This is a genomic window from Dehalobacterium formicoaceticum (genome assembly GCF_002224645.1).
Taxonomy (GTDB): domain Bacteria; phylum Bacillota; class Dehalobacteriia; order Dehalobacteriales; family Dehalobacteriaceae; genus Dehalobacterium; species Dehalobacterium formicoaceticum.
The window spans coordinates 2655604-2680595 of the sequence record NZ_CP022121.1 but is presented as its reverse complement, the minus strand read 5'-3'; the positions used below and the strand labels follow the sequence as shown (position 1 = coordinate 2680595).

At 42.8% G+C, this 24992-nt stretch carries 23 protein-coding genes and 1 tRNA gene; 2 read left to right on the top strand and 22 right to left on the bottom strand.

Going from position 1 to position 24992, the window contains the following annotated elements; all coding sequences use genetic code 11:
- Positions 1-50: 50 nt before the first annotated feature.
- The 19 genes from dut to CEQ75_RS12845 all read right to left on the bottom strand — a co-directional run bounded on the left by dut (position 51) and on the right by CEQ75_RS12845 (position 18324).
- Positions 51-497 (bottom strand): dUTP diphosphatase, encoded by a 447-nt coding sequence (gene dut / locus CEQ75_RS12935; RefSeq protein ID WP_089611251.1) that lies wholly within the window; start codon positions 495-497, stop codon positions 51-53.
- A gap of 39 nt (positions 498-536) precedes the next feature.
- Complete coding sequence (locus CEQ75_RS12930) at positions 537-1775, bottom strand: M16 family metallopeptidase (RefSeq protein WP_089611249.1); 1239 nt, start codon at positions 1773-1775, stop codon at positions 537-539.
- Between the two features lie 261 nt (positions 1776-2036).
- Positions 2037-2750, bottom strand: a complete 714-nt coding sequence (locus tag CEQ75_RS12925) for a polysaccharide deacetylase family protein (protein WP_157677464.1) — start codon at positions 2748-2750, stop codon at positions 2037-2039.
- Positions 2751-2945: 195 nt separating this feature from the next.
- Positions 2946-5090, bottom strand: a complete 2145-nt coding sequence (locus tag CEQ75_RS12920) for a polyribonucleotide nucleotidyltransferase (protein WP_089611245.1) — start codon at positions 5088-5090, stop codon at positions 2946-2948.
- Positions 5091-5287: 197 nt separating this feature from the next.
- On the bottom strand, positions 5288-5557 hold the full coding sequence (rpsO, locus tag CEQ75_RS12915; protein ID WP_157677463.1) for a 30S ribosomal protein S15: 270 nt from the start codon (positions 5555-5557) through the stop codon (positions 5288-5290).
- A gap of 109 nt (positions 5558-5666) precedes the next feature.
- Positions 5667-6629 carry a bifunctional riboflavin kinase/FAD synthetase gene (locus CEQ75_RS12910; RefSeq protein WP_089611243.1) on the bottom strand — a complete coding sequence of 321 codons (963 nt, stop codon included), beginning with the start codon at positions 6627-6629 and terminating at the stop codon, positions 5667-5669.
- 128 nt (positions 6630-6757) lie between these two features.
- On the bottom strand, positions 6758-7660 hold the full coding sequence (gene truB / locus CEQ75_RS12905) for a tRNA pseudouridine(55) synthase TruB (RefSeq protein ID WP_089611241.1): 903 nt from the start codon (positions 7658-7660) through the stop codon (positions 6758-6760).
- Complete coding sequence (locus CEQ75_RS12900; protein ID WP_198306539.1) at positions 7661-8638, bottom strand: DHH family phosphoesterase; 978 nt, start codon at positions 8636-8638, stop codon at positions 7661-7663.
- Complete coding sequence (gene rbfA / locus CEQ75_RS12895; RefSeq protein ID WP_089611236.1) at positions 8631-9005, bottom strand: 30S ribosome-binding factor RbfA; 375 nt, start codon at positions 9003-9005, stop codon at positions 8631-8633. Before rbfA ends, CEQ75_RS12900 begins: the two co-directional genes overlap by 8 nt.
- Positions 9006-9019: 14 nt before the next feature.
- Positions 9020-11536, bottom strand: coding sequence for a translation initiation factor IF-2 (gene infB / locus CEQ75_RS12890; protein ID WP_089611234.1), 2517 nt, complete (start codon positions 11534-11536; stop codon positions 9020-9022).
- Positions 11537-11559: 23 nt separating this feature from the next.
- A complete protein-coding gene (locus CEQ75_RS12885) occupies positions 11560-11868 on the bottom strand; it encodes a L7Ae/L30e/S12e/Gadd45 family ribosomal protein (protein ID WP_089611232.1) in 309 nt (102 codons plus the stop codon).
- A gap of 1 nt (position 11869) precedes the next feature.
- Positions 11870-12145, bottom strand: a complete 276-nt coding sequence (gene rnpM, locus CEQ75_RS12880; RefSeq protein ID WP_089611230.1) for an RNase P modulator RnpM — start codon at positions 12143-12145, stop codon at positions 11870-11872.
- A gap of 12 nt (positions 12146-12157) precedes the next feature.
- Positions 12158-13219, bottom strand: coding sequence for a transcription termination factor NusA (gene nusA, locus CEQ75_RS12875; RefSeq protein ID WP_089611228.1), 1062 nt, complete (start codon positions 13217-13219; stop codon positions 12158-12160).
- Between the two features lie 55 nt (positions 13220-13274).
- Positions 13275-13742 (bottom strand): ribosome maturation factor RimP, encoded by a 468-nt coding sequence (locus tag CEQ75_RS12870; protein WP_157677462.1) that lies wholly within the window; start codon positions 13740-13742, stop codon positions 13275-13277.
- A gap of 291 nt (positions 13743-14033) precedes the next feature.
- A tRNA-Pro gene (locus tag CEQ75_RS12865) sits at positions 14034-14111 on the bottom strand.
- A 124-nt stretch (positions 14112-14235) separates the two neighbouring features.
- Entirely contained in the window at positions 14236-15465 is a 1230-nt protein-coding gene (locus CEQ75_RS12860) for an aspartate kinase (RefSeq protein WP_089611224.1), read from the bottom strand.
- A 90-nt stretch (positions 15466-15555) separates the two neighbouring features.
- Positions 15556-16455, bottom strand: coding sequence for a homoserine kinase (gene thrB / locus CEQ75_RS12855; RefSeq protein ID WP_089611222.1), 900 nt, complete (start codon positions 16453-16455; stop codon positions 15556-15558).
- Positions 16456-16510: 55 nt separating this feature from the next.
- Positions 16511-17848 (bottom strand): homoserine dehydrogenase, encoded by a 1338-nt coding sequence (locus tag CEQ75_RS12850; RefSeq protein ID WP_242965182.1) that lies wholly within the window; start codon positions 17846-17848, stop codon positions 16511-16513.
- A gap of 29 nt (positions 17849-17877) precedes the next feature.
- On the bottom strand, positions 17878-18324 hold the full coding sequence (locus CEQ75_RS12845) for an ACT domain-containing protein (RefSeq protein WP_089611221.1): 447 nt from the start codon (positions 18322-18324) through the stop codon (positions 17878-17880).
- A gap of 181 nt (positions 18325-18505) precedes the next feature.
- Here CEQ75_RS12845 and CEQ75_RS12840 point away from each other — a divergent pair, with 181 nt between their 5' ends.
- Positions 18506-19270, top strand: a complete 765-nt coding sequence (locus CEQ75_RS12840) for a MerR family transcriptional regulator (protein WP_089611219.1) — start codon at positions 18506-18508, stop codon at positions 19268-19270.
- Positions 19271-19694: 424 nt separating this feature from the next.
- Entirely contained in the window at positions 19695-21347 is a 1653-nt protein-coding gene (abc-f, locus tag CEQ75_RS12835) for a ribosomal protection-like ABC-F family protein (protein ID WP_089611217.1), read from the top strand.
- A gap of 114 nt (positions 21348-21461) precedes the next feature.
- On the opposite strand, the gene CEQ75_RS12830 is transcribed toward abc-f, so the two are convergent.
- The 3 genes from CEQ75_RS12830 to CEQ75_RS12820 form a co-directional block, all read right to left on the bottom strand.
- On the bottom strand, positions 21462-21866 hold the full coding sequence (locus CEQ75_RS12830; protein ID WP_157677461.1) for a DUF4279 domain-containing protein: 405 nt from the start codon (positions 21864-21866) through the stop codon (positions 21462-21464).
- Between the two features lie 321 nt (positions 21867-22187).
- The gene (gene spoIVA, locus CEQ75_RS12825; protein ID WP_089611213.1) at positions 22188-23666 is read right to left on the bottom strand and encodes a stage IV sporulation protein A; all 1479 of its coding nucleotides are present in this window, start codon (positions 23664-23666) and stop codon (positions 22188-22190) included.
- 258 nt (positions 23667-23924) lie between these two features.
- Positions 23925-24965: an NAD(P)H-dependent glycerol-3-phosphate dehydrogenase gene (locus CEQ75_RS12820; protein WP_089611211.1), complete on the bottom strand. Its 1041-nt coding sequence runs from the start codon at positions 24963-24965 to the stop codon at positions 23925-23927.
- Positions 24966-24992 lie beyond the last annotated feature (27 nt).

The window sequence follows — 24992 nt, the reverse complement described above, 5'->3', positions numbered from 1 at the left end:
ATGCTTTATTTATGTCGGTTATGCCTGTTTTTTTTATTTGCTTTTAGACATTACAGTCCTGTATGCCCAAAACCACCCTCATTTCTTATGGTTTCATCCAAAACTGCTTTCTCGAGAAGCTCTACCCGTGTTACTTTTCCGATTACTAATTGGGCAATGCGCATACCCCGGGAAATGACAAACCGCTCCCGGCCAAAATTAATTAATAGCACCTGGATTTCTCCCCGATAATCTGCATCAATGGTGCCCGGTGAATTTAATACGGTAATACCGTGATTTAATGCCAAGCCGCTGCGCGGTCGAACCTGTGCTTCAAAATCACAAGGAAGTTCAATCTTGATCCCGGCAGGAACCAATTGATAGGCCCCGGGTTCGATAATAAGGTCTTCCCTTACTGCAGCCAACAGGTCCAGGCCGGAAGAAGCGGTCGTCTGATACACAGGTTTGGGAAGTCCCTGATAATGATCACAATATGAAATATTAATCTTTACAGTCATGGAATTTCCACCTTGCTAATGGCCCGGCTGGGTCAATTGTTATAGATTAAGCTGAGGCTTTTCTGCTCCCACTGCAGCAATCACCAGTTTTTCTTTAACAAATAGTTTATGAGCAATCTGAGCTACGTCTTCATTGGTAACTTGTAATACGCTGTTTACCACCTCTTCCGGAGTGATAATCCGGTCGTAACAAATTTCCGATTTTCCAAGACGGTTCATGCGATTACCCACATTTTCCAAACTTAAAAGCATCGTACCCTTGATATGCTCCTTGGTGTTGGCCAATTCTTCTTTCGTGATCCCCCGGTTTTTGATATCGTCAATCTGTTCTAAGATGATCTCCACTACTTCCGGTGCATTTTGAGCACTGGTTCCGGCATAAATGCCAAACAATCCTGAATTGGAAAAACCGGAGTGAAAGGAATAAATGCTGTATGATAATCCTCTTTCTTCCCGCACCTTTTGAAATAAGCGGGAACTGAGTCCGCCGCCCAGGACATTATTAAGTACAGTCAGGGCATAGATATCATCATCCAAGCTGGGAATACCGGGAAATCCCAAGCACAAATGCATTTGTTCAATCTCTTTATAGACGAAAGCATTTTCATTAAAGGATTGAGGAATGGTAATAATTTTGGGCACCTTATTTCCCTTTAATTTAGAAAATAAGGTTTCAGCACCCTTTAAAACCAAATCCCGTTTGATATTGCCGGCCACAGCAATAACGACATTCTGGGGCACGTAGTGATTTTGATAATAAGAAACCAACTGTTCCCGGGAAATTTCTTCTACGGAATTAACGGTGCCGATAATGGACTGACCCAAAGGATCTTCTTGCCAGACTGTTTTGGTGTACACATCATGCACCAACTCATCCGGTGTATCCTCATACATCTTAATTTCTTCCAAAATCACATTTCTTTCCTTTTCTAAATCCTCAAGGGTAAAAAGAGAATTTAGGAACATATCGGCTAACACATCAAGCGCCAAATCAAAATGGTCATTTAAAACCTTGGCATAATAGCAGGTATATTCTTTGGAGGTAAAGGCATTAATTTGCCCGCCCACAATTTCTAAACTTTCTGCAATTTGTTTGGCCGTCCTATTTTTTGTACCTTTAAACAACATGTGTTCTAAAAAATGGGAAATTCCATGATCCGCACCCTCTTCATGTCTGGAACCTGTTCCGACCCAGATTCCGATGGATACCGAATGTACGAAAGGAATTTCCTCTGTGATCACACGGATGCCATTAGCCAGGTTGTCTTTATACAGCATATTTGCCTCCCTCAATAACTTCTCTTCATCTGAATCAATACCGTGAATCTTTGATCTACTTTCAGAAAGTATAAATTTTAAAGGTTGAAAGTATAAGTGCAACTAAGGCTTCCCCTAAAGGACTGGAATTTCTAAGCATTGCAAAAAACTCAATGCAAGAAATTCTGGCGCGCCTAAGCCTACGGCTTGGCGTAAGCCAAGTTTTCTTTATTTATCTTTGAATAGCACTTCTTCTGATGAGAAGCGTTATTTTCCTCTCTTCTATTTAATATTATCAGATACGGTGACTAAACGATACCCCTGGCTGATGAGATTGGGAATCACTTCAGACAGTGCTTGCACCGTCGGTTCAGTTGGATGCATCAGTACAATAGCTCCATTATGCGCTTTATCCAAAATTTTTGCAACAATAACATCAGAGGAAGGACGTTTCCAGTCGATGGTATCAATACTCCATAAAACTGTCTGATAACCTAATTCATGGGCTGCTTTAATCACATGGTCTTCCCGCTCTCCGGAGGGCGGTGCATAAAGCATGGTATCTTTTCCTGTGGCTTTTCTAATAATCTGGGCACTTTTTTGAATATCACCCTGGAGATTTTCTAAAGACATCTGATTTGGACTATCATGTTTATACCCATGATTGCCAATTTCATGACCATGATCGGCAATCAGCTGCGCCATTTCAGGGAACTTCTCTGTCCATCGTCCTGTCAAAAAAAAAGTGCATTTAATCTTTTGCTGATCCATGATTTTTATCATTTCTGGAAGATACTCTTCTCCCCAGTCTACATTGATGGCAAAGCTCATTACTTTTTGACCGGAGTTACCCTGATATATAGGCGATATTTCTGTGGTAGGTACCGTTAAATTTCCATAAATATAGTGGATGATGAACGCGCATACCAGTATCATCAACAAGCCCAAAATTATTTTTTGTGCAAAGTTCCTTCTCGTAATGTAATAAATTCTCAATCCTTTCTCCCCCATTTTTATCCTTGCTAAGATATTGTCAGATTACATTCCGTGCTGATAAGGATTTTTGTTTTAAGATATTCATCCCTTGAACAATATATGTTGATTCTTTAAGGAAAGATGTGGGGGTGATGAAAAATTCATTGAGGAGGCAAAGTAAAAAAGCACCCTCGGTGCTTTCTTTGGCATTACAATTTATTTTGTTTCTTCTTTAATAACTTCTTTCCTGGAAAGTTTGACCCGACCCTGGTTATCAATACCAATCACCTTAACCCTGATGGGATCTCCTTCTTTCACCACATCAGTAACCTTTTCCACCCTTTTGTCTGACAACTGGGAGATATGAACCATTCCTTCTTTTCCCGGCAAGTCGAGAACACCGGGAACGATTTCCACGAAGGCCCCAAAGTCCATTATTTTCACGACCTTGCCGTCATAAATCCGGCCCACTTCCACATCCTTCGTAATGGATTCAATAATCTCCAGGGCTTTATCGCCGTTTACGCCGTCAACACTGGCGATAAAGATCCGGCCATCGTCTTCAATATCAATTTTTGCACCTGTTTCTTCAATGATTTTTTTAATGATTTTCCCTCCGGCCCCGATGACTTCTCTGATTTTATCCGGATGAATTTGAGCCTTAATGATCCGTGGTGCATAAGGCGAGAGTTCAGTCTTTGGTTTACTGATAACCTCCAGCATTTTACCTAAGATATGCATGCGTCCGTCTTTTGCTTGCGCCAGAGCCCGGCTAAGCACCTCCTGGTCAATACCGGTAATTTTGATATCCATCTGAATAGCGGTAACACCTTCGGCAGTTCCTGCCACTTTAAAATCCATATCGCCTAAAGCATCTTCCATGCCCTGAATATCAGTTAAAACCGTGATATGATCTTCATCTTTAATTAAGCCCATGGCAACACCGGCCACAGGTGCTTTGATCGGTACTCCGGCATCCATTAGAGAAAGAGTACTGCCGCAAACACTCCCCATGGAGGTGGAACCGTTGGATTCTATGGCTTCTGATACTAAGCGAATCGTATAAGGAAATTCATCTTCGGAAGGTATCACTGGTTCTAAAGCCCTTTCCGCCAAAGCCCCATGTCCGATTTCCCGGCGTCCCGGTCCCCGAATAGGCCGTGCTTCCCCGACGCTGTAAGGAGGGAAGTTATAATGATGCATGTATCTCTTGGATTCCTCCACCCCGAGTCCGTCAAGAATCTGTTCGTCACCCACAGCTCCAAGGGTACAGACATTCAAGATCTGGGTTTGTCCTCTCGTAAACAAGGATGAACCATGGGTTCGGCTGAGCACGCTAACCTCCACTTCAATGGGACGCACTTCCGTAATTTGTCTGCCGTCAATTCTGATTTTTTCTCGGGCAATGATACGACGCACCACTTCTTTTTCAAACTTATCTGCCAACCCGGCGATCATCTTGAGATCTTCAGGATATTCCTCTTCGAATTGAGCAATGATGTTACTTTTAATCGCTTTTAAGTATTGCTCACGATCTGATTTGATCATTTTTTCCGCAGCGCATTTATGTACTGCTTCCGTAAACTGATCGATCGCCACGGAACGAACACTTTGTTCCAGTTCTTCCGAAGGCATGGGCGGAACAAACTCAACCTTTTCCTTTGCTAATCCCAAGGCAAGAGCTTCGCGCCGGAATTCCTCAATAAAGTCGACGATTCTTTTAATTTCTTCATGGCCAAACATGATTGCCGCCAGGATTTCTTCTTCCGGAACCTCAAGGGCACTGGCTTCCACCATATTAACAGCATCTCTGGTACCGGCTACGGCAATATGCATATCACTTTTGGCTGCTTCATCCACAGTGGGGTTAATAATTAATTTTCCGTCAATGCGCCCCACAATGACAGCGCCAATGGGACCCAAAAAAGGAATGTGAGAAACATGGAGTGCTGCAGAGGCACCATTTAAGGCAGTCATATCCGGAGGATTATCCTGATCCACAGATAAAACCGTGGTGACTACCTGCACGTCATTGCGATATCCCTTGGGAAACAATGGGCGGATCGGACGATCAATGATGCGTGATGTTAAAATGGCCTTCTCGCTGGGTCTCCCTTCCCGTTTAATAAATCCACCGGGAATCTTTCCGACGGCATAAAGCCTTTCTTCATAATCAACTGTGAGGGGGAAAAAGTCAATCCCTTCTCTCGGTTCAGAAGCACCCGTCGCCGCAGCTAAAACCATGGTATCCCCGTAAACGGTAAAAACGGCGCCGCTGGCCTGTTTTGCCATGCGACCGGTCTCCAGGGTTAAGGTCCTGCCACCAATTTCAATACTTTTTCTTAAATTCTTATTTAACATAAAAGCCTTATTGAACCTCCTGTTTTTTTGTAATTTTCGTTCATTTGATACTGTTTTGTCCGGAGCGAGCAATTATTCTATTCTTCGACATTGATTCTATTATTTCCTTCTTATGCCAATCCTATAAGCAAAAAAACAAAATTGTAAATAAAAAAGCAAAGAGCGGTTAACCCGCTCTTGCCAAGCTTGCACTTTATTTACCTGCGTAAGTTAAGGTCTTCAAGAATTTGACGATATTTGTCAAAACTATTCTTTTTCAAATAGTTTAAAAATCCTCTGCGCTGACCAACCATTTTTAATAACCCTCTGCGAGAATGATGATCCTTTTTATGAATCTTCAAATGCTCTGTCAGATGATTGATTCGTTCCGTTAAAATAGCAATTTGTACTTCGGTGGAACCGGTATCTGTTTCGTGAGCCCGAAATTTTTCAATAATTTCCTTTTTCTTCTCTGTAGTCATGGTCATGCTGCTTCACCTCCTTTATTATTTATCACCGTATCCAAGAAGAGCGTCGGAGTAATCGCTAATCCTAGATTACGGTTATTAAAACGACACAAACAGATTATACTTTATTTTATTTATGATGGCAAGTTATTTTCCAATCCTTTCTATTACGCAGATATTCTTCTGCAGCAGATATATCAGCCTGAACCTGAAAGGTGAGTTCCGAAAGATCAGAAAACTTTTTTTCCCCACGTAATTTTTCCATAAAAAACACACGAATTTCTTGATCATACAAATCCAAATTTTTATTGAGCAGATGCACTTCAACATTTTCCGGCAAATTATCTCCAATGGTGGGCCGGTTGCCTACATTGGCCACCCCATCAAAAAGCTGATCCCCGACTTGAACCTTGACCGCATATACCCCTTTTTCAGGAGTCAGAAGTCCGGGCATAATATTGAGATTAGCTGTAGGAAATCCCAGTTTTCGACCTAATTGCTGCCCAGGCACCACCATACCTGATAAGCTATATGGATATCCCAAAAAACGATTGGCTTCAATAATGTTTCCTTTTTTTAGAAAATTTCTGATCTTTGAACTGCTGACATGGATATCATCAATCTTTATTTCCGGGACAACGTTTACCTCACAGCCATAAGAGGGGCATAGGGATTTTAATAACTCAGGATCGCCCATTGCCTTGCGTCCGAAAGTAAAATTGTAGCCGATAAAAATTGCTTTCGCTCCCAAGCCATCCATGAGGATATCTTTGACAAAATTCTCCGGCATCATCTCGGCAATTTTTTGATCAAAAGGGAAAGGAAAATAAATATCCGTACCCAGACTGCGGATAAGCCATTCCTTCTCTTCCTGAGTGTTCAAAAATAATAAATTGTTTTTCTTTTTCAGAACCAGCAATGGATGGGGGTGAAAAGTAAAAACTACTGCTAGTCCGTTTTCCTGATGTGCTTTTGCGACCATCTGTTGAATTAATTTTTGATGACCCCGGTGGACACCATCAAAGTTTCCCATGGCGACGGCAACAAAATTTGATTCTCTGGGAAAATCCGCTAAATTATTTATGACTTTCACTCAGAATCTCTCCCTTATGTCAAACTTATTCAGTATTATTAAAGTATTTCGATTTTCAAGCATCGGTGGGCATAATCAGAGTTTTTGGCGTCCGGTGGAGCTTTTACTCTGTCTGATGCCTGTCTTGTTTATCCCAAAACCTTTAAGGGCTTAAAAATAAAAGCATCTGCCCCGTCCATGATGATCCTGCCTAAGGCAATCAACTTATGATCAGGTCCTTGTGCCTGATAGATTCGGTCCATTTGATAATGATCCTTTGGCAAGAGAATAGATTTCCCGTGCAGGAGCTCTTTTTCCTGTTCTCGTCCCACGGCAAGGGCCGAAATAAAAGAAATGCCAGCTTCCATAGGCAAGAGGAAACTTTCATCCCGGGCTGCCGCTAAAGATGATATTTCCTCCAGGGTATAAGCATTTTGAATCTGAAATCCGGCTGTTTTAGTTCTGATCAGAAATGATAAACAAGCGCCGACACCCAACTTCATACCAATGTCATGGCAAAGGGTACGAATATAGGTCCCTTTGGAACAGGAAACATCAAAAATTACTTTTGGATGGGGCAAAGACCAATCTTTATGGATGATATCAATGGAATGGATGATCACACTCTTCTGCTTCCTCTCCACCTCAATCCCTTTACGGGCCAAATCATAAAGCCGCTGCCCTTCTACCCGAACGGCAGATGTCATCGGCGGCAGCTGTTGAATTTGCCCGATAAAAGATGGAAGGACGGTCAAAAAGTCTTCATATTGAAGATGGGTACATTCTTTTTCCCATAAAACGCTGCCATAAGCATCCTGACTGTCGGTGGCACGGCCAAAGGTGATTTCACCCCGGTAACCTTTTGTTTGATCTGTGATATATTCCGACAAACGGGTTGCCTTGCCCACACAAACAGGAAGTACACCGGCAACTCCCGGATCCAGGGTCCCGGTATGTCCTGCCTTCTTTTGCTGAATTTTTTTACGTACAAAACCAACCACATCGTGAGAAGTCATGCCCGGCGGTTTCAATACATTAATAAAACCGTCCACCTATGATCTTGCCTCCATCATCTCATTTGTCACAGTAATTACACGCAAAATGGCGGACTGAAGAGGACCTTCTACAGTACAGCCGGCTGCTAATTGGTGTCCTCCGCCGCCAAAAGAACGGGCAATCTTGTTCACATCAAAACCGGTACGACATCTCAATCCCACTTTGACTTCCCCGTTTGTTAACTCGCGAAAAAATAACCCGATTTTTACATTTGCCAGGGAAATGGGATAACTGACAATACCTTCACAATCTTCTGCTTTGGCTTGCAGCCTTTTCATGACAGCCTGATCCAGATAGGTCCAGGCAATTTTACCGTCTGCAGCAAAGCTTATATTACCAATAGCCTCCGCCAGTAAATGATAATTTTTCAGGGATTTTTGCTCATAAAGATGCTCCTTGATACATGAGAGCTGTACCCCTTGCTCTAATAAAGCAGCAGCTGTTTTTAAAGTATGGGGCGTTGTGCTTTCATATTGAAAGGATCCGGTGTCCATCACAATACCTGTGTATAAAGCAGAGGCAATATCTGCCGAGATGGCGATACTCAGTTCCCGAACCAGGGTGTAAACGATCTCTGCCGTTGCTGCCGCTTGAGGATCCACCAAATTATAGGAGGCAAAAAAGCTATTGCTCACATGATGATCAATGTTGATGCTGGGCACATCCTGCAGGTAAGGTTCTGACCAATCGACCCCGGCCCGAGATCTGTCGGTGCAATCAAGAAAAATGACGAGCTTAGGTATTGAGCCAAGTTGATGAGGCAAGGAAATTTTTTCGGTACCCCTTAAAAAACGATACATGGCGGGAACCGGGTCTTGCATCACCATCTCAACCTTTTTTCCTGCAGCTTCCAAAGCCAGTCCAAAGCCTGTCAAAGATCCGATACTGTCTCCGTCAGGTAAAACATGGGCTGTGATCAAGATAGAATCATGGCTCCTGATCAAGCCCAAGATTTCCGAAAGTTGATTATTCATTTTTTTCCTCGTCTGGTTTTTCCTCTTCCGGCAGGACATCGGCGAGGATTTTAGATATTTTGACACCGTGCGCGATGGAATCATCATAAACAAAGGTGATTTCAGGTGTATATCGCAGTTGAATGCGTTTGGAGATTTCGCGGCGGATAAAGCCTGAGGCACTTTTTAAGGCAGCCATGGAATCCTGCACGGCTTTTTCACCTCCTAAAACACTGACAAAAACCTTGGCATGCCTTATATCACCTGACACTTCGACAAAAACAACAGAAACAAATCCCACCCGGGGATCTTTCACATCATTTTTAATAATATCAGCAATCTCTTTTTTGAATTCCTCCGATAAGCGACCGGACCGATATTGCACCATATTTTCTACCTTCCTTATAGTTCTCTTTTCGTTTCTTCCATGACGAAGCTTTCAATGACATCTCCCTCTTTAATATCATGGAAGTTTTCAATGCCAATTCCACATTCAAAACCGCTCAGGACCTCTTTGACATCATCTTTTACTCTTCTCAAGGATTCCACATGACCTTCGTGCACCACGATGCCGTCTCGAATTATCCGTACTTCGGATTGGCGGGTGATCTTACCGTCCAGCACTTTACATCCGGCTACCATACCAACCTTAGGCACCTTAAAGACCTGGCGTACTTCTGCATGCCCGATGATAACCTCTTTGAAGGTGGGATCCAGCAAACCGCTCATAGCCGCTTTAACATCGTCGATCGCTTCATAGATCACCCGATAAAGTTTGATATCTACTTTTTCCTGATCAGCAATTCTTCTGATGTTCATGTCCGGCCGTACGTTAAATCCAATGATGACTGCATTTGCTGTGGTAGCCAGCATCACATCTGTTTCTGTAATGGTACCTACCCCGCTATGCACAATGTTAACCCGCACTTCATCTGTAGAAAGGTTATTCAAAGACTGGGCCAAGGCCTCAATGGATCCCTGAACATCAGCTTTTATGATCAGATTTAAGTCTTTGACAACGCCTTTAGAAATTTGATTAAAAAGGTCATCCAAGCTGACTCGTGATGATTTATTTAATTCTTCTTCCCGTTTCTTCAACTGATACTTTTCTGCAATATACCGGGCGTCTTTCTCTTCTTTGATGCCGACAAATTGCTCTCCCACAGGAGGAACATCAGAAAAGCCCAATACTACCACTGGAGTGGAAGGTCCGGCACTTTTCACCCGGCGGCCTTTATCATCAATCATAGCTCTTACCTTACCAAAGGTCGTCCCCGCCACAATATTTTCTCCGATGGTCATCGTGCCTTTTTGCACTAAAACGGTGGCTACAGGACCTCTGCCTTTATCCAGTTCGGCCTCAATCACCGTTCCTCTGGCTTCCCGGTCAGGATTGGCCTTTAATTCTGCAACTTCTGCAACCAGGAGAATCATTTCCAATAGATGGTCAATGCCTTCATGAGTTTTCGCTGAGACCGGAACCATGACCGTATCCCCGCCCCACTCTTCAGACACCAAGCCGTGTTCTGTCAGTTCCTGTTTTACCCGATCCGGATTGGCATCCGGTTTATCTATTTTATTAATGGCAACAATAATAGGCACTTTGGCTGCCTTGGAGTGATTAATAGCTTCGATGGTTTGAGGCATCACTCCGTCATCTGCCGCGACAACAATAATGGATACATCCGTTACCTGTGCCCCTCTAGCCCGCATCGCTGTAAAGGCCTCATGGCCGGGGGTGTCTAAGAAGGTGATCTTTTTATTATTTATCTCTACCTGATAAGCACCAATATGCTGGGTAATCCCGCCTGCTTCTGTTGCGGTAACCTTCGCTTTTCTGATGGCATCAAGGAGAGATGTTTTACCATGATCCACATGGCCCATGACCGTTACCACAGGCGCACGCTCCACTAAAAGACCCTCATCATCCTCATCATCCTGGTCTTCCATAATTTCCATGGTTTTATCCACGCGTACTTCAACCGGAATGCCTACCTCGGAACCGATTAATACGGCTGTATCCGAATCGATCTCGTCGTTGATAGTTACCATAACGCCCATGCCCATGAGCAGCTTGATCAGCTCAGCAGCGGTTTTACTCATGCTCTTCGCCAATTCTTGTACCGTTACCGATTCGCCGATTACAACCTTTTTAGGAATGGCAGGGGCGATTTCTGCTTTCTGGTAATGACCTTTTTTCATTCTCCTATTCTGCTGATTTTTCTTACCACCGGTGCGAAAGTTCTTTTGTCCTGGTTTTTGGGAAGAAAATTTAGCTTTATTGCCGAAATTATCTCCCGATTCATTTGTGCGCGGAGGCGCACCTTTGCCTTTATTTTGTTCTGTTTGTTTCTGGATATTTTTTTGAGAACCTGGTTTTGAAAAAGCCGATGATGTGGTTTGGTTTCCCTTCCCATCAGCTGGTTTTTGTGCCCCGGATTTACCAACGAAAGCGGGTTTGCCCCCATCCTCCTGTTTACCTTGATTTCTTTTAAAACCGGAGTTTCTGTTTTGATCATTTGGTTTGTAAGGCCCTTTATTTTGAGGACCGGCATGATTGCCGTTGTTTGGAGCGGAACTTGTTCTGCCTTCATGATCATTTTTCTGGTTTTGAGGGCGACGGGACATATCAGTCCGTCTCTCGGCATTTTTTTTCTGCTGATCAAAATGTTGTCCCTTTTTAACCTCATTTTTAACCTCATCAACCTTGTTTCCGGAAGGACGGGCTTTTTCTTCCTCTGCTTTTTCTGTCCTTTTAGGATTAGGCTTCACCATTTGCCTTAATTCATCCGCAAATTTATCATCAACAGTACTCATATGGTTTTTTGCTTCCATGCCCATTTTGGAAAGACGCCGAATAACTTCTTTGCTCTCCATGGATAGTTCTTTTGCCAACTCATATACTCTTAGTTTTCCCATGAATCCACCCCCATCGTTGAAAATCATACACTTGACATCAAAATTTTAAGTATGGCACTGGCAAATCCCTTTTCCGTGACCGCAAGCACGGCCCGGGGAGACTTACCAATACTGTTTCCTAAATCTATTTTTGAACCCCATTCCCGACACTCGATCTTATTTTGCCGGCAAAGGAATTTAATTTGTGTTTTTGTACTTTCCGCAGCATCTGCTGAAAAAATAACCAATAAGGCTTTTTTATGTTTAATGGCAGCAGTACAGCCTGTTTCACCGGAAACAATCTTCCCTGCTTTTTGAGCAAATCCCAATAGAGTAAATACCTGATGATTCATCTTAGCTTTGTGGCTCCTTCGGCATCTGTCCTTTTAAAACCTCATATACTTCCGGAGAAATTCTCGTTTGCAATGACCTTTCCAATCCTTTAGATTTGATGGCCAATTGTAAGCAGGATTCATCCGGACAAACATAGGCTCCCCGCCCGGATTTTTTGCCTGTGATATCAATTAAAATTAAGTCCTCCGGCGTTTTGACAACTCTGATCAAACTTTTCTTCGCCTTCATTTCTTTGCAGCCCACACACATTCTTTGAGGAATTTTTTTGACGCGCATAAAAAAACCTCCTTATTCCATTTCCATATTTTCTGCTGATCCCATGGCCTGAGATTCACTTTTGATATCAATCTTCCAACTGGTAAGCTTAGCCGCCAGCCGGGCATTTTGACCTTCTTTACCGATCGCTAAGGATAATTGATAATCCGGTACCACTACCCGAGCCACCTTTTCGTTCAAATCAATCTCTACGGAAACAACCTTAGCTGGACTTAATGCGTTTTCTACAAAAACGGCCGGGTCGGAACTCCATTTTACAATGTCAATTTTTTCTCCCCGCAGTTCATTGACGATGGCTTGCACTCTCATTCCTTTTGGTCCCACACAGGCACCCACGGGATCAACATTTTCATGTTTGCTGTATACGGCAATTTTTGAGCGGGCACCGGCTTCCCGAGCGACAGATTTTAATTCAACGGTGCCATCATGAATCTCAGGTACTTCCAGTTCAAACAATCGTTTTAACAGTCCAGGGTGTGTACGGGAGAGCAGAATTTGAGGACCCTTGGTGGTCTTTTTAACTTCTACAATATATGCTTTGATGCGATCACCTTGATTATATTGTTCCTTGGCAATTTGTTCGGTGGGCATTAATACTGCTTCTGCCTTTCCCAAATCGATAAAAACATTTTTCATTTCATGTCGCTGTACAATGCCTGTCACAATATCGCTTTCCCGGTTGACAAATTCTTCGTAAATATTTGATCTTTCTGCTTCTCTAATCCGTTGCACCACAACCTGTTTTGCAGTTTGCGCTGCGATTCTGCCAAAGGTTCTGGGGGTGACCTCTGTTTCCAAAATATCCCCTGCTTCATAATCCGGTCTTATAATTCTCGCCTCTTCAAGAGAAACCTCCAAGCGAGGATCTTCCACCTCAGAAACGATATCACGTCTGTTATAGACATGAATTTCACCGGTGTCTCGATTCACTTCAACCCTGACATTCTGTGAAGAACCAAAATTCTTTTTATATGCGGATATTAAAGCAGCTTCGATGGCTTCTAATAAGATATCAATTGAAATATTTTTTTCCTTTTCTAATTCTTTGAGTGCTTCAATAAACTCAGCATTCATCATGACCTCTCCTTATTAAGTTTTTTGTAATACAAAATACCATGCACCAAGCGCTTTAATTAAAATCCACAATTAATTGGGCACTGGCAATTTCATCTAAATCAAATAAAATTTTGCTACTGTCCGTAGCTAGGGCAACTTGATGATCTTCCATGCCCAAGAGAATTCCAATAAATTCTTTTTGTTTATTCTTAGCAGCAAATAATTTAATATGTACTTTTTCTCCGCTAAAGCGTACAAAATCCTTGGCTGTTTTTAGAGGACGCTCAATACCTGGAGAAGAAACCTCTAAAATATAGGAATGGGGAATCGGATCCCTTTGATCTAACTCATCCCCCACCAAATTGCTTACCTGCTCACAGGCAGTATGATCGATGCCGTTGTCATGGTCGATAAACAGGCGCAAATACCAATTACCGCCTTCCTTTTTGTACTCAAGATCCACCAGGTCATATCCGGCGGATTCAACCAACGGCCGTAAAATATTTTCTACCGTCTCTTTGACACTGCTGTTTTTCTGCATATATCCTTCCTCCATGCTTGAAATATTTTCTAAAGGATATGTTTCCCATGTCTGGGGTGGAAATACTTCTGCTAAAAAATCCTCTCTGATCCGATCTGATCTTAAAATGATTTTGCTATACTAAAGGAAAGAGTGGGTTTAGACCCACTCTTTCCAGAATTTTTTGAACTTTATACCATTTGATAGTATACCATATGCTCTAATAAATGGCAAGGCTTTCAGCAAAACCCGGAAAATCATAGATAAATTAAAAAACAAAGAGCCGCAATTAATTGCGACTCTAGAATTTCCTGGTCGGAGCGACACGACTTGAACGTGCGGCCTCTACCACCCCAAGGTAGCGCTCTAGCCAAACTGAGCTACGCCCCGAAACGACAATACCTATATTATAATAAAATATATCAACTGTCAAGGATAAATTTACAATAAAATCAGATCGTATTAAAGTATTTTCATGCTTTCAATTAGCTGTTCATTTAGCTTTATATGCTATTTATTCATGCTCAAGTTCAAAGGCGTCATGAAGGCTGATGACTGCCTTTTTGGCCAGCTCTGCCCTGATTACGCAGGAAACTTTAATTTCTGATGTGGAAATCATTTCAATGTTAATACTCTGATCCGCTAAGGTTTTGAACATGCGTGCGGCTACCCCGGGATTGGTAATCATTCCGGCACCCACGATGGAGATTTTGGCTACCCCGGAATCAAAAGAAAAATCTCCTGCCCCAATTTCCTTGGTAACCTGACCGATGATTTCATTGGCTCGCTCCACATCATCTCTGGTCACGGTAAAAGAGATATCGGTCACGCCTTCTCTTTGCTGACTTTGAATAATCATATCCACATTTATTTTTTCCTCGGCTAACGCACCAAAAAGTTTGCTCGCTGAACCCGGTTGATCCGGAATATCAAAGACGGTAACCTTCGCCGTGTTCAAATCATAGGCAACACCCTGTACCACCATATCTTTTTCCAAAATCTTGTCCACACTCTCAACCTCCTGCACAATAGTTCCTTCGTTTTCATTAAAACTGGACCGAACATGAATTTTTACATTAAACTGTTTGGCCACCTCTACGCTTCTGGGATGCAGCACGGCAGCGCCCAGGCTTGCCAATTCCAGCATTTCGTCATAGGTAATACTGGTTAGCTTGCGTGCCTTTGGTACCAGCCTGGGATCTGTGGTATAAACCCCCTCCACATCGGTAAAGATCTCACATACATCTGCGCCTAATGAAGCAGCCAGGGCAACAGCACTGGTATCTGAACCGCCCCTTCCCAAGGTAGTGATTTCATTATCTTGTGTCACACCTTGAAAGCCGGCGACGATCACAATGTGATTTTGTTTCAATTCTTTTTCTAATCTGGAAGTGTCAATACTTAATATTTTAGATTTGGCATAAACCATGTCGGTGTGAATCCCCGCTTGCTGCCCGGTTAGAGATACAGATGGATAGCCGATATGCTGAAGTGCCATGGCCAATAAAGCCATGGATTGCTGTTCCCCTGTGGAGAGCAGCATATCCATCTCTCTTTTTGGTGGATTTTTGGTCACTTGTTTGGCCAAATCGATTAAATGGTCCGTCGTGTCTCCCATCGCGGAAACGACAACAACGACCTGATTTCCCTGATCAAATGCAGCACCAACTCTTTTGGCAACCCTTTTAATACTTTCTGAATCGGCAACAGAACTTCCGCCGAATTTTTGCACCACAATCGCCATTTATCAAATTTCCTCCCCGCCCAATAATGGGAACCTTTTTATAGTTTAATTTATAAAGTTCATCGAAATCTTTTCAAGCTATTTTCTGAATTAATCTCTGATCAATACTGTCCCTTCTGCATCAGGATATAAGTCTAAAGTACGACATGGAATCCCTTCCGATAAAAATGCGTCTTGCATCGCCAATGCCACTTTTTCTTCATGATCCACCACAAAAGCAATAATCGTGGGACCGGCTCCACTAATGGCTACAGACAAAGCCCCGGCTTCTTTTGCTCCGGAAAAAACCTTTTTGATCCCAGGGATCAAAGACATGCGGTATGGTTGATGCAGCCTGTCCTCCATCATCTTGCCAAATAAAGGCAAATTTCCTTCCATCAAGGCCCCGATCATCACTGAGGTGCGTCCAATATTAAAAACAGCATCACCCCGATCTACTCTGGCAGGAATGACCTGTCTTGCTACATTGGTGGATAAATGAAAATCCGGGATGGCGACAATGGCATGCAACTCTCCGGGAGGAAGGATCTTGATATAATCCACCTCTTGGACTCCCTTTACCGAGGCAGTCACGCCGCCCATTAAAGCAGGGGTAACATTATCCGGATGCCCTTCCATATCTACGGCCATTTTTAAAATTTCTTCTTTTGTCAGATGACCGCCGGAGATCAAATTTGCCCCGACCATTCCGCCGACGATACTGGATGCTGAGCTCCCTAATCCGCGGGACATGGGGATGCTGTTATCCTGAATAATTTTCAGGCCTTGCGGTTGGAAATTGACCCGATTAAAGACCTGCAGGGCTGCCTGATAAACAATGTTGTCTTCTACCCGGGAAAGCTCATCTTCCCCTTCGCCGGAAATTTCAATTTGCAGTCCGGAAGACAAAATATCAAAAGTAAGATAATTATAAAGCTGAAAGGCCATCCCCACGGTATCAAAACCGGGACCCAAATTGCCAGATGTCCCGGGAACGCGTATTTTAATCATTTTTTGACTGCTCTCTCCTATGCATGATGTTTTGTATTTTCGCCCGTTTTTGTTTTTAATCCGATTCTTCAACTCTGATGATGTTTTCCATTTTTTCTACGCTGGATAAACTTCGAATGATAGCAATAGCATCCCTGATGTGATGTTCCTCCACCTGATGGGTAATAAGAACCAGCTCTGTACTAAACTTGTCCTTCTGCCTTTTTTGAATCACGGTTTCAATACTAACATCCTGATTGCCTAATACTGCTGCAATACTGGCCAGTACGCCCGGCTGATCTTTAACCAACATTCTTAAAAAATATTTGGTCCTGATCTCACCGATGGATTTGATCCTTTTATGTTCAAAGCAAGTACAGCCCAGACGGCCCCGAGACGAAAACTGAATATTTCGGGCCGCCGCGATCAAATCGCCCACGATCGCACTGGCTGTTGGCAATTCTCCCGCCCCTGCACCATAAAACATGGTTTTACCTATCGCATCCCCTTCAACAAAGACGGCATTAAATGCATCGTTTACGGAGCTCAAGGGATGATTTAAGGGAATCATGGCTGGATGCACCCGCACCTCAATTTCGTTATTTTCTTCTTTGGCAATACCTAAAAGTTTAATTCCATAGCCTAACTCCTGGGCAAAAGCAATATCCCGGTCAGTGATATTGGTTATTCCCTCCACATAGACATTGGTATCGGTAACCCGGGTGTTAAAAGCAATGGATGCCAAGATCGCTACCTTGCGCGCCGCATCATACCCTTCTACGTCAGAGGCTGGATCGGCTTCCGCATAACCCAATTTTTGCGCCAGCGCTAAGACCTCATCAAAGCTCTTTTTCTCCTGAGTCATTTTTGTCAGAATGAAATTGGTGGTTCCGTTAACGATACCCATAATACTATGAATCACATTCCCGGCCAGGCTTTCTTTCAGCGACTGGATGATGGGCACACCACCGGCCACACTGGCCTCAAATAATAAATAAACCTGATGAGCGGCGGCGACGTCAAAAAGTTCTTTGCCCCGGGCAGCTATCAAGTCCTTATTCGCGGTAACAACACTTTTCCCGTTTTCCAAAGCTTTTATAATAAACTTTTCCGCCGTTTGAATCCCGCCCATGACTTCAACGATGATGTCAATCTCCGGATCCAGCACCAAATCATTGATATCTGAGGTCACAATCGACCCATCCATGCCCAGTGCCGCGACTTTAGCGGAAATCCCCTCCACATCTTTATCTAAAATTCTTTTTACTTCCAGCCTGGCCCCCACCTTTTTGGCGATGCTTGTTTCGTTTTTTAATAAAACCTTAAGCACACCGGTGCCAACCGTACCGGCACCCATGAGGCCGATATAAATCACCTGATCTAACTCTTTATCCATTTCTAGTTCTTTTTCCATTTCAAAACCTCCAGCAGCTAAGTTTTTGATCAAATACTTTGTCCTACCAATTCAACCTTTAAAACGCCGGGTATCGCTAAAAAACATTCCAGCAGCTCAGGAACCGTCACCTGCATTTGTGCTGTTTCCAAGGATAAGGTGACATTCGCCATGTTTTGCAAAGGAATGCTCTGATTAATCGTAAGAATGTTTCCCTGAACAGTGGCAATGGTGTTGATTACTCCTGAAAGGACGCCCAAGCGGTGATCCAGAATCATGTTTAAGGTCACAATCTGTTCTCGTCGTTCCTGATAAAAAGGAAAAATCCCGTCCCGGTATTTATAGAAAGCACTTCTGCTCAGTTCAACACGATCCACAGCCTGATTAATGGTTTCCGCTTCTCCTTTTGCTAATAATTCTTTTGCCTGAGCGGTTTTAACCATCGCTTCCGGTAGAATATCTGCTGAAACAATGTAAAATTGACGGCTTGTTTTCATGATATTCCCCCAATGTGTCCCCTGTGAATACTTTTATCTCTTCAATGCGAACATTATACCAAATGCCCTCTATGCCTGGCAAGGATAATTTTTATGCCAGAGAATTAAACTATTTTTATTTTTCCTCTTTACATTGACGTGGCGTTAAGGTGTATTCTTAATCTTGTCAGGAGGTGATCACATGGAATACACAGTGCAAAAATTGGCTCATTTGGCAGGAGTCAGCTCGCGAACTCTTAGATACTATGATGAGATCGGGATTCTTAAACCGGCTAGAATTTCTTCTTCAGGATATCTGATCTATGGACAACAAGAAGTTGACCGTCTGCAGCAAATTTTATTTTACAGGGAGTTGGGCATGAGTTTGGAGGGAATTAAAGATATTGTAACCTCTCCTGATTTTGATGGAGCCAAGGCACTAAGGGAACACCGTGTTAAGCTTCTGGAAAAAAGAGCGCAATTGGAGCAACTCATTGAAAATGTTGAAAAAACCATTGCTCAAAAAGAAGGGAGAATCACTATGTCCGACAAAGAAAAATTTGAAGGATTTAAACGTAAGTTAATTGAGGAAAATGAAGCCAAATACGGTGAGGAAATTCGGGAAAGGTATGGAGAAAAGACCGTCGAGGAATCCAACCGGAAACTTATGAACATGACCAAGGAGCAGTACGATGAGTTCACCAGGCTTGGTGAAGAAGTGCTGGACACCCTTTGTGAAGCCTTCAAGACCGGAGATCCTGCCGGGGAGCTGGCTCAAAAAACGGCCGATCTCCATCGCCAATGGCTCGCATACTCCTGGCCAAGTTACTCTAAGGAGAATCATGGCGGGCTGGCTCAGATGTATGTGGATGATCCGAGATTTACAGCCTATTATGATGAAAGACAGCCGGGAGCCGCGGAATTCCTTAGAGATGCAGTCTTTATCTATACGGGGATGAATGAGTAAAGGAGAGAGTTTGTCGTCCGATTATTGCATCCAAGGATGACATTCTGATATTCAATAGAATATGTCACAGAAATGCGCTGAATTGACAACGGGTGGTAACGACTTTATAATATTAAAGAGAAGTCTTCGACTAACCCAATTTGATGAAAGGTAAGGTATCTGCAGAAAATGATTGGTTAATTCACTTAACAAGGAAATATGCTTTTAAGAAAGCCGTGGTAACGGCTTTGCAATCTATGCATTTTTATCTGTGAGTGGATAGTGATTATTCTCTGTGGATAGCTTTTCATACAACTGCACCTTACTGTATATTCTAAAATGCTTATGACCGAAATGTGTCTCGAAACATAAGTAGAATTACAGTTTATTGTGTTGTAATCTGAAATGACACTATCCTCTCCGGTATCGCTAGGAGGGGTTTTTTATTTTATTAGTTGAATGCGGCAATGTAAAAAAATATTTCGGAGACCGGCTGATCCTGGATATCAAGAAATTTAGCATTTACTCCGAAGACAGAATCGGTATTGTTGGTATTAATGGAGTGGGTAAAACCACCTTGCTCAACCTTCTCAGTCAGAAGCTTGCACCTGACGAAGGATGGGTGAAAGTCTATGGCCAACCTTCCACAGTTTCCCAGCTGGAACCACCTGAACTTGAACTGATCAGCGAGGAAAGGGCATCGAAATTTAACATTCCTATGATCTATAGCGAGAGCATGAGCGGCGGGGAAAAAACACGCTTTAAGCTGGCATCTTGCTTTAGCCAAAACAGCGCCATGATCTTTGCCGATGAACCCACCAGTAATTTGGATATGGCAGGAATTGAACTGATTGAGCGCTACTTTGCGGGGTATTTCGGCGGATTATTCCTCGTTTCCCACGACCGTACCCTCCTGGATGGTCTATGCAATAAGATCTTGGAATTAGAAGATGGCCGGATTAAATTTTATCCGGGCAATTATAGCAGCTTTTGTGAACAGAAGGCGAGAGAGAAAAAAAAAGTCCGGATCGAATATGATCAATACGTTTCAGAGAAAAAGCGGCTGGAGAGAGTCGTAATCGAGACTAGTGAAAAATCAAAATCGATCCGCAAAACTCCCCGGCGCATGGGGGATTCTGAGTCCAGGCTCCATAAGATGGGGAATCAAAAAGCTAAAGCTAACCTTAACCGAGCCCAAAAAAGCGTGGAGACGAGAATCGAGCAGCTGGAAGTTAAGGAAAAACCTAAAAAAGACGAGAGGATCAAGCTGGATATCACTGATGCCAAGAAACTTCACAGTAAGGTTATTATCGAAGGTAAGCAGCTCAACAAAGCCTTTGAAGATAAAGTGATCTTCCAAAATGCGGAGTTCCGTATTGAAAATAAGGCCAGAGTGGCTTTGATCGGACCTAATGGGTGCGGAAAGAGTACCCTGCTCAAAATGATCGTCAATCGGGAAGAGTCTATCAAGATTACTCCCAGCGCCAAAATCGGCTACTTTAGTCAAGACTTAAGGATCTTAGAGGAAGACGCCAGTATCTTAACCAATGTGATAAAAGAAAGCATCCATGAGGAGAGCTATGCAAGATTATTGCTGGCTCGGCTGCTCTTTAAAGGAGATGCAGTCTATAAGAAAGTGAATGTGCTGAGCGGAGGGGAGCGGGTAAAGGCTTCCTTTGCCAAGATTCTCTGTCAGGACCTTAATTTGTTGATTCTAGATGAACCGACCAATTACCTTGATATCAACGCTATGGAGGTCATTGAGGAGGTTCTGAAAAACTACGAGAACTCCCTGCTGTTTGTTTCCCACGATCGTCGCTTCATTAGCTCCGTAGCCAATCAGATCATGAACATTGAAAAGAACAAGATCAAAGTATTCAAAGATAGCTATGAAGACTATCTGGCACAGCAAAATAAAGGGGGCAACAGGGTTAAAGAAGAAATCGAGGAAGAAATCTTCGTTCTTCAGAATCGCCTGACGGAAGTGATTGGCAGAATTTCCATGCCTGCTAAAAAAGATAATGTTGAAGAGCTTGATAAAGAATATTGTGCTATTTTGACTGAATTAAAGCGGCTCAAAGGAATGCTGGTGTTATAGAAGTTATTTAAGTTATTTAAGTTAGGGCAAAAGTGGGTTTTGCCCTAACTTTTTGCATGCCGGGCGTGGCACGTTACTGATGGTGAAAGTCTGTAATTGCGGTCTTTCCAATGGTTATGAGAAAACATACAAATCAATAGAGAACTCTGCCTTTATAGAATTAGCAAATTCGATTAGCTCAGTGTCAAAGTAAATAGCAGGCGTTTGATTGTTTTCAATATTGATCACTATAGAAAACAAAAATTTAATACAATAATTATTTTTTAACTCCAATAACGAGTCTTTTTTGTGTTTAACTAATAATAGTACTTTTGAAAGTTGCTCATTAATATCAAGGGACTCTTCATATCCAGTGCTTATTAACCAACAGGTATCGATCATTTTTCTATTTTCACTCAAAGTATTTTCACCTTTAATCCAACCCTGACTTGGATTAATTTGCAATGTCTTTGTTACAATTTCTGGATTAAAATCTTCTCCAATAATGCAGAAATCAACCATAATGTTTGTTGCATCCATAATAACCATCCTGAATTATTTATTTTGGCACGTTTGTTATAGGAGTGAGCAACTCTTATCATGATATGATATTTTCCAATTTGCTTTTTTGCCTGACATATCGGGACATATGATTACCTGATTACCTACACTAATATATTTACGTTTATTATACCAGATACCAGATAAAAAGTGAGGAAGCACGAGAATAGCCTCATTTTACCCCTTTATCTGGGGTATACAAAGACAAAAAAGGCAGTTGCTGACAGCAACCGCCTTCCAGATTTTTATGATTTTTTTAAGGCTAACCCGTTTATACTTTTATATAAATTAAAATTAATTTTAAAGAATAATACAGATAAGTCCGCCGCCTCCTTCGTTGGCAATGCGTTGCAGGGTTTCCTGGAATTTCACCTGGGCATTTTCCGGCATCCGATATAATTTACCTTGAATCCCTTCCTGGACCAGCTCATGGAGTGATTTGCCGAAAATATTGGTTTCCCATATTTTTTGCGGATTATCTTCGAATTCTTCCAGGATATAACGCATTAACTCTTCACATTGTTTCTCTGAGCCGATGAGTGGGGTGATCTCCGTATAAATATTGGCTCGAATTAAGTGAAAACTGGGCGCACTGGCCTTTAATTTCACCCCAAAGCGTCCGCCCTGCTTAATTAATTCCGGCTCTTCCAGGGTCATTTCTGCTAAGCTGGGCGTCACCACCCCATAACCGCCCATACGCGCTTCTTCAACGGCATAGGACACTTTTTTCCATTCTCTGTTGGCATGGCTGTATTCCCTTAGTAATCTTAATAAGGTATGATCTCCTTCAATGGAGGTGCCGCTTACTTCTTCCAGGATGCGATGGAAAAGTCCGTCCTGCATTGTAATTTCTATGTTGGCTACCCCTGTGCCCAAATCCATCAGGCTGAGTTGTACAGTATCAATAATTTCCGGTTGTGATAACTCTTCTAAAGCCAGATCAATATCACGGAGTTTGCGCACATTTGAGACAGCATTTTTTACGCTGTCTTCACATTGACTTCTTAACCAATGAGCCGAATCCAATTCTTCAATCCACAGTGGCAGATTAATATTTACTTCAGTGACGGGAAATTCATACAAAGATTGCTGTAAAACCTGCATGATATCCTCATGCTCCATGGAATAAGCATTCACTGGAATCACGGAAACATTATAGCGCTCACTGAGTGATTCCGCCAATTCGATTGTTTCGGGAGCATAAGGATGAATTGAGTTTAAGACAATAACAAAAGGTTTGTTTAATTCCTTTAACTCTAAAATGACCCGTTCTTCTGCCTCCAGATAATTTTCCCGGGGAATTTCTGTCACACTGCCGTCAGTTAAGACGACAATGCCGATGGTGGAATGATCTGTGATCACCTTTCTTGTGCCGATTTCCGCTGCTTCCTGAAAGGGTATTTCATCGTCAAACCAAGGTGTATGCACCATACGCGGACCTTCTTCTTCTTCAAAGCCAACCGCTCCCGGAACGGCATAACCCACACAATCGACTAACCTCACCCTCATGTCAAGGCCTTCCCGAATGGATATCTCCACCGCCTCCGAAGGTATAAATTTCGGTTCAGTGGTCATGATGGTGCGGCCGCCGCCGCTTTGAGGCAGTTCATCCTGAGCTCTTTCTCGTTCATGGAATTCGACAATATTGGGAAGGACAAGTAATTCCATGAACCTCTTGATAAAAGTAGATTTTCCTGTACGCACAGGTCCAACTACCCCTAAATAAATGTCACCTCCAGTACGTTCCGCAATGTCACGCATAATATCAAACTTTTCCATTAACCTTTTCCCTCCCTTTTAATAACATTGATTACCAGATGAATCCTTTCCGGAAATATCCCTTTATCCTTCTAAGGAAGGCGGAATGTCCCAACGTTCATGACATACTTAATCCTATATATATGATTCCTTCTGGTAATTATGACCAACAAAAAAAGTACGGAAGTTTTTCCATACTTTTTATGCTCATTTTATTAATATTATGTATGTTAAATTTTAAATCGCTGATGGCAATATGGTTCTAAGAATAATATTGCTTTAGAGGGGGTCATTACCAGATGATAACATTTCACCTTCTCCCTCATGGGTTTTGGAGCGGGTCATTAAGCTGATGACCGCGTTTTCAGGATCCTTCCCGTGAAAGAGCACCTGGAACATTTGCTCTGTAATGGGCATAATCACCCCTGCCTGACGAGCCAAATGATGGGCAGCCTCAGTGGTATTGACACCCTCCACCACCATGCCCATATTTGATAAAACTTGTTTTAATGGCTTTCCCTGACCGATTTGGATGCCTGCCCGGCGATTTCTGCTGTGCATACTGGTACAGGTGACAACTAAATCCCCCAGACCGGCCAATCCGGAAAAGGTTTTGTCGTCAGCGCCAAAACTCACACCTAAGCGGGTTATTTCTGCCAAACCCCGGGTGATCAAAGCTGCTTTGGTATTATCTCCATAGCCTAACCCGTCGGAAATACCCGTGCCTAAAGCAATGACATTTTTAAGTGCGCCGGCCAGTTCCACGCCAATTAAATCCAAATTGATATAGACGCGGAAAAATCGGTTCATAAAAATATCCTGAACTTTTTCTGCGCTGCTCTGACAGTCGCCAGCTACCACCAAGGCTGTGGGTAGATTTTTTCCAACTTCCTCGGCATGACTGGGTCCCGATAACAGAGCGATGTGATCATGGCAATAGTCCGGCAACTCCTCCTTCAGAACCTGAGAGAGCCGAAGATGAGTTTTTGGTTCAAAACCCTTGGCCGTGTTAATTATGATCGTCCCTTCATGAACATAAGGACATATGCTTTGAGCGATTTCCCGTACGCTATGGGAGGGAACCGCTGAGACAATAAATTCTGTGTCCGAAAGAGCTTCCTGGATATTATTACAAAGCGAAACCTGATCAGGAATTATCACTCCCGGCAAATATTTTTTGTTTTCTTTGTCGGCAGAAATTGTTGCGCATTGTTCCTGATTTCGAGCCCATAAGTTAACCTCATGACCGTTATGAGCCAAAAGTACCGCTAATGCGGTCCCCCAACTTCCTGCCCCTAAAACAGCAATGGGATTTTTCATCTTCAATTCACCCTTATTAGATTTTTT

Excerpts from the sequence above, each read along its gene's own strand:
- CEQ75_RS12860 (WP_089611224.1), bottom strand. The coding sequence starts at position 15,465 with ATGGCGATTGTGGTGCAAAAATTCGGCGGAAGTTCTGTTGCCGATTCA.
- rpsO (WP_157677463.1), bottom strand. The coding sequence starts at position 5,557 with ATGACCATGACTACAGAGAAGAAAAAGGAAATTATTGAAAAATTTCGG.
- CEQ75_RS12900 (WP_198306539.1), bottom strand. The coding sequence starts at position 8,638 with ATGAATAATCAACTTTCGGAAATCTTGGGCTTGATCAGGAGCCATGAT.
- CEQ75_RS12920 (WP_089611245.1), bottom strand. The coding sequence starts at position 5,090 with ATGTTAAATAAGAATTTAAGAAAAAGTATTGAAATTGGTGGCAGGACC.
- dut (WP_089611251.1), bottom strand. The coding sequence starts at position 497 with ATGACTGTAAAGATTAATATTTCATATTGTGATCATTATCAGGGACTT.
- CEQ75_RS12845 (WP_089611221.1), bottom strand. The coding sequence starts at position 18,324 with ATGAAAACAAGCCGTCAATTTTACATTGTTTCAGCAGATATTCTACCG.
- rnpM (WP_089611230.1), bottom strand. The coding sequence starts at position 12,145 with ATGCGCGTCAAAAAAATTCCTCAAAGAATGTGTGTGGGCTGCAAAGAA.
- CEQ75_RS12850 (WP_242965182.1), bottom strand. The coding sequence starts at position 17,848 with ATGGAAAAAGAACTAGAAATGGATAAAGAGTTAGATCAGGTGATTTAT.
- CEQ75_RS12830 (WP_157677461.1), bottom strand. The coding sequence starts at position 21,866 with ATGGATGCAACAAACATTATGGTTGATTTCTGCATTATTGGAGAAGAT.
- thrB (WP_089611222.1), bottom strand. The coding sequence starts at position 16,455 with ATGATTAAAATACGCGTTCCCGGGACATCTGGCAATTTGGGTCCCGGT.
- CEQ75_RS12820 (WP_089611211.1), bottom strand. The coding sequence starts at position 24,965 with ATGAAAAATCCCATTGCTGTTTTAGGGGCAGGAAGTTGGGGGACCGCA.
- CEQ75_RS12870 (WP_157677462.1), bottom strand. The coding sequence starts at position 13,742 with ATGCAGAAAAACAGCAGTGTCAAAGAGACGGTAGAAAATATTTTACGG.
- rbfA (WP_089611236.1), bottom strand. The coding sequence starts at position 9,005 with ATGGTGCAATATCGGTCCGGTCGCTTATCGGAGGAATTCAAAAAAGAG.
- spoIVA (WP_089611213.1), bottom strand. The coding sequence starts at position 23,666 with ATGGAAAAGTTTGATATTATGCGTGACATTGCGGAACGTACTGGAGGT.
- CEQ75_RS12840 (WP_089611219.1), top strand. The coding sequence starts at position 18,506 with ATGGAATACACAGTGCAAAAATTGGCTCATTTGGCAGGAGTCAGCTCG.
- infB (WP_089611234.1), bottom strand. The coding sequence starts at position 11,536 with ATGGGAAAACTAAGAGTATATGAGTTGGCAAAAGAACTATCCATGGAG.
- CEQ75_RS12930 (WP_089611249.1), bottom strand. The coding sequence starts at position 1,775 with ATGCTGTATAAAGACAACCTGGCTAATGGCATCCGTGTGATCACAGAG.
- nusA (WP_089611228.1), bottom strand. The coding sequence starts at position 13,219 with ATGAATGCTGAGTTTATTGAAGCACTCAAAGAATTAGAAAAGGAAAAA.
- CEQ75_RS12885 (WP_089611232.1), bottom strand. The coding sequence starts at position 11,868 with ATGAATCATCAGGTATTTACTCTATTGGGATTTGCTCAAAAAGCAGGG.